This window comes from Streptomyces sp. NPDC056361 (assembly GCF_042262805.1).
GTDB lineage: Bacteria > Actinomycetota > Actinomycetes > Streptomycetales > Streptomycetaceae > Streptomyces.
In genome coordinates, this window is sequence record NZ_JBHJQI010000270.1 from 1 (window position 1) to 4,795 (window position 4,795).

The window sequence follows — 4,795 nt, forward strand, 5'->3', positions numbered from 1 at the left end:
CCTCACGAGCGATCGTGAGGGGCGCCTTCGCGTGTTCCGGCGTGTTCCGGCGTGTCCCGGTCAGCGGTTCGACGTCACCGTGACCTTCTCGTCGTTCTTGATCTGCTCGACGAGCTGCTTCACCTTCGGCATGTCCCACTTGAGGGAGTTCTGCGGCGCGGAGCCCGCGAGCGGCATGTTCATGGACTTGCCGTCGCCGCTGTTGATGCCCTTCATCGCGAAGAACATCTTCCCGAGGTCGTACAGCGACATGTCCTTGTCCACGATCAGCGTGTCCAGGCCGGCGCCGAGCGTCGGGTACAGCGCGAACGGGTTGAGGATCGTGCCCGGTGTCGCCGCCTGGTTGGCCAGCGCGGAGAGGAACTTCTGCTGGTTCTTGGTCCGCTGGAGGTCCGAGTCGGCGAACGCGTACCGGGTCCGGACGAACGCCAGTGCCTGCTCGCCGTTGAGGGTCTGCTTGCCGGCCTGGAAGTCGGCGCCGGACTTCTTGTCCTTGAAGCCCTTGTCGATGTTCAGCTCGACGCCGCCGAGCGCGTCCACGATGTTCGCGAAGCCGGCGAAGCCGATCTCCGCGTAGTGGTCGATGTGCAGCCCGGTGTTGAACTCGACGGTCCGCACGAGCAGCTCGGGGCCGTCCATCGCGTAGGCCGCGTTCAGCTTGGAGCCGCCGCGCGCCGGGTACGACTTGCCCGACTCGGAGCCGACGAAGCTCGGGATCGTCACCCAGGAGTCACGGGGCAGCGAGATCATCGTGTTCCCGCTGGAGCAGGCCGCGAGGATCATCATCGAGTCGGTCCGCTTGCCCTCGGCCGAGCCGGTGTGCAGCTTCTTCTTCTCCTCGGCGGACATGCCCTCGCGGCTGTCGGAGCCGACGATCAGGTACGTCGTGCAGTCGCCCTCCTCGGGCCGCTCGATGACCTTGGAGAGGTCGACCTCGTTCCGCATCTGTGAGCTGGCCCACGCGTACGTGCCGATGCCCCAGGCGAGGACGCCGACGACCAGCACGATCGAGCCCACCTTGGCGCGCTTGCGCCAGTCCGGCGCGGGCCGCCCGGGCCCCTGGGGTGCGTACGGCGGCGGGGCGCCGTTGCCGCCGCCCTGGGCGCCGCCCTGCTGGGCGCCGCCGTAGACCTGGCCGGTGTTGTAGCCGGAGTCGTAGCCCTCGTTGCGGGCCTGCGTGTAGTTCGGGTTGTAGCCCTGGCCGGCCTGGCCGCCCTGGCCGTAGCCCTGTCCGCGGCCCTGCCCCTGGTCGTAGCGGGGCTGCTGCGGAGCCTGCGGGCGCTGCACATGGCTCATCCGGCGGGGTCCCTCGGGCTGGGAGTTCGCGTTGCCGCGGCCGTACCCGCCGTCTTCAGGCCAGTCATTCATACGGACCAGTGTGCCGGGCAGGGCTTTCCGGACGACAGCCCGGGTAGAAGATCGGACCGGTGCTGTTGCCAAGCTGATGCAAAGCGGACCGAACGACTACCCGTCACAGGACCCGGCATATGGTGGAGGGCATGACAGAACAGGGCGATATCCCGGACGACATCCCGGGCAAGCCGACCTCCGCCTCCCGCACCACTCTCAGCCACATCATGACGAGCCACGACACCAACCTCCTCGGTACGGTGCACGGCGGCGTGATCATGAAGCTGGTCGACGACGCCGCCGGCGCCGTCGCGGGCCGGCACTCGGGCGGCCCCGCCGTCACCGCCTCCATGGACGAGATGGCCTTCCTCGAACCCGTCCGCGTCGGCGACCTCCTCCACGTCAAGGCCCAGGTCAACTGGACCGGCCGCTCCTCCATGGAGGTCGGCGTCCGCGTCATGGCCGAGCGCTGGAACGAATCCACCCCCGCCACCCAGGTCGGCTCCGCCTACCTCGTCTTCGCCGCCGTCGACGCCGACGGCAAGCCCCGCCGCGTCCCCCAGGTCATCCCCGAGACCGAGCAGGACAACCGGCGCAACCAGGAAGCCCAGATCCGCCGCACCCACCGCCTCGCCCGCCGCCAGGCCATCAAAGCCCTCCGCGAACGCCGAGCCGCCGAAGGCTACGAGGACTAGCGCGGGCCCTTTCGGAACGGGTGGGCACGACGGAACGGAGCCCGGCCGCGCCGGGCTCCCCGCCCGACCCCGCACCCGCAACGGCTACGGACACACCACCTGGTCCCCCGTGACCGCCTCGAACGGCCCGCCCCGCCCCGCATCCTCCGCCCGCACCCCGGTGACCCCCCGGTAGTTCCCGCCGACCGTCACCCGCAGCGTCGCGCCCCGCCCCGCCACCGCCCGCAGCTGCGCCCCCGGCAACGCCGCCGCGAGGGACTTCGCGGACCGGTCCCAGCGGGGGTCGTACTCGACGACCGTGCGCGGGTACTCCTGGCCGGCCCCCGTCATCGGGGTGCGGGTGGTGTCGAAGCCGGTCGCCCGCAGCGCGTCGTCGACCTTGCGGCCGAGCCCGTCCGTGCGGGTCCCGTTGTAGACCTGGACGCGGATGGTGCGCGGCGCCACGTCCACGACGTCCGCCTTCGGGGCCTTCGACGAGGTCGCCGCCTTCTGCGGGGCGAGCGGCCGGTCGTCGCGGAGCGCCTGGAACAGCTTCTGGGCCTTGGCCGCGTCCCACTTCACCGTCGACCCGATGCCCTTCACGGGGAAGCTCATGTCCCCGATCGGCACGGACACGAACTCCGACGAGGCGGGGGTGAAGCCGTGCATCGCCTTGGCGAGGGCGAGCAGCTGGTCCGTACCGAAGTCCTCGTCGGCCCGTACGGAGCCCAGCATCGTCGTGGCGACCTCGCGGAACCGCACCGGGTTGAGCAGCACCCCGCCGCTGGTCGTCCGCTCGATGAGCGCCGCGAGGAAGCGCTGCTGGCGCTGCATGCGCCCGATGTCGGCGGCGCCGTCGATGTGGCGGGAGCGGACGTACTGGAGGGCCTGCCCGCCGTCGAGTTCGTGGGTGCCGGCCGACAGGTCGAGCCCCGTGTACGTGTCCTTGACCGCCTTGGTCGTGCAGATCTGGACGCCGCCGACGGCGTCGACGGTCTTCATGAAGCTGGTGAAGTCGACCTCCAGGTAGTGGTCGATCTTGACGCCGGTCATCGACTCGACGGTCCGCACGGTGAGCCCGGGCCCGCCCTCCGCGTAGGCCGCGTTCAGCTTCACCGGGTGGGCGCGGTGCTTCTTGCCGCTGTTCAGGTCGGTGTGCTCGGGCATCTCGGCGTACGAGTCGCGGGGGAGGCTCACCACGCTGGCCCGTTCCCGGTCCTCGGAGATGTGGACGAGCATCACGGTGTCGGTGCAGTGGCAGGGCGCGCCGCCGAGCCGGTACTTCGCCTTCTCCTCGGGGGTGATCCGGTCGCGGCCGTCGGTGCCGACGACCAGGACGTTCATTCCGTGCCCGGCCTGCGGCCGGTTCTTCATGTCCTTGAACGGGTCGACCCGGGTGATCCCGGTGTCCAGGCCGCTCACCACGGCGTGCCCGATGCCGCCCGCGGCGAGGACCGTCACGGAGAGCGCCGTCGCCATCCGCATCCCCCACCGGGGGCGCCTCCGCCGCCGGCGGACCGGTACGGGACGGGCGGACCGGGGACGGGGCGTGCGGGGCGGTGTGGGCACGGACGGACACCTCCGCGGGTGTGACAAGGGGAACCGTGAGCACGGTAGGCCCATACGATCAGCGCCAGGCCCCACCACCCGCTCGGCACGCACCGCTGTCCCCCATTCGCGGTAACGTGACGGGCGATGAACGCCACGCCCCCCGTCTCCGTGATCATGCCGGTCCTCAACGAGGAGCGGTACTTGCGCACCTCGGTTCGCCACATCCTGGAGCAGGAGTACGACGGCGAGATGGAGGTGGTGATCGCCCTCGGCCCGTCCACGGACCGCACGGACGAGATCGCCGCCGAGCTCGTCCGCGAGACCGCCTCGGACAAGCGCCGCGTCCACACGGTGCCGAACCCCACCGGTCGCACCCCCGCCGCCCTCAACGCGGCGATCCAGGCCTCGCACCACCCGATCGTGGTGCGTGTCGACGGCCACGGCATGCTCTCCCCGAACTACATCGCCACCGCCGTCCGGCTCCTGGAGGAGACCGGCGCGCAGAACGTCGGCGGGGTGATGCACGCCGAGGGCGAGAACGCCTGGGAGGACGCGGTCGCCGCCGCGATGACCTCGAAGATCGGCGTCGGCAACGCCGCCTTCCACACCGGCGGCGAGGCGGGCCCCGCCGAGACCGTGTACCTGGGCGTCTTCCGGCGCGAGGCGCTGGAGCAGCAGGGCGGCTACAACGTCGAGTTCATCCGCGCCCAGGACTGGGAGCTGAACTTCCGCATCCGCGAGGCCGGCGGCCTCATATGGTTCTCGCCGGAGCTCCGCGTCCAGTACCGCCCGCGGCCCTCCGTGAAGGCCCTCGCCAAGCAGTACAAGGACTACGGCCGCTGGCGGCACGTGGTGGCCCGCTACCACCAGGGCTCCATCAACCTCCGCTACCTCGCCCCGCCGACCGCCGTCTGCGCCATCGCCGCCGGCCTGGTCGTGGGCGCCGGCCTCACCCCGCTGGGCTTCGTGGTCCCGGCCGGCTACCTCGCCGCGATCACCGCCGGCTCCCTCCCGGCCGGCAAGGGCCTCCCGCTCAAGGCGCGCCTGCAGATCCCGGTGGCCCTCGCCACCATGCACATGTCCTGGGGCTACGGCTTCCTCACCAGCCCCCGCTCCCTCGCGAAGAAGGTCATCGCGAGCCGCCGCCCCGCGGTGAGGACCCGCGAGACCGAGACGGTCTGACGACCTCCGTACGCACGGCGACGGCCGGACCCCGGAAG

General features: G+C 71.2%; 4 protein-coding genes. 2 read left to right on the top strand and 2 right to left on the bottom strand.

All coding sequences use genetic code 11. The features are described from left to right. Positions 1–60: 60 nt before the first annotated feature. Positions 61–1,368 (bottom strand): LCP family protein, encoded by a 1,308-nt coding sequence (locus tag ACFCY7_RS39780; RefSeq protein WP_376490960.1) that lies wholly within the window; start codon positions 1,366–1,368, stop codon positions 61–63. Positions 1,369–1,499: 131 nt separating this feature from the next. Here ACFCY7_RS39780 and ACFCY7_RS39785 point away from each other — a divergent pair, with 131 nt between their 5' ends. Beyond that, positions 1,500–2,045: an acyl-CoA thioesterase gene (locus ACFCY7_RS39785; RefSeq protein ID WP_376490961.1), complete on the top strand. Its 546-nt coding sequence runs from the start codon at positions 1,500–1,502 to the stop codon at positions 2,043–2,045. An 84-nt stretch (positions 2,046–2,129) separates the two neighbouring features. Here ACFCY7_RS39785 and ACFCY7_RS39790 read toward each other — a convergent pair whose 3' ends face one another. Beyond that, positions 2,130–3,509 (bottom strand): LCP family protein, encoded by a 1,380-nt coding sequence (locus ACFCY7_RS39790; RefSeq protein WP_376490962.1) that lies wholly within the window; start codon positions 3,507–3,509, stop codon positions 2,130–2,132. A gap of 210 nt (positions 3,510–3,719) precedes the next feature. Between ACFCY7_RS39790 and ACFCY7_RS39795 the strand changes: the two genes are divergently transcribed. Further along, entirely contained in the window at positions 3,720–4,757 is a 1,038-nt protein-coding gene (locus ACFCY7_RS39795) for a glycosyltransferase family 2 protein (protein ID WP_376490963.1), read from the top strand. The last annotated feature ends 38 nt before the right edge of the window (positions 4,758–4,795 follow it).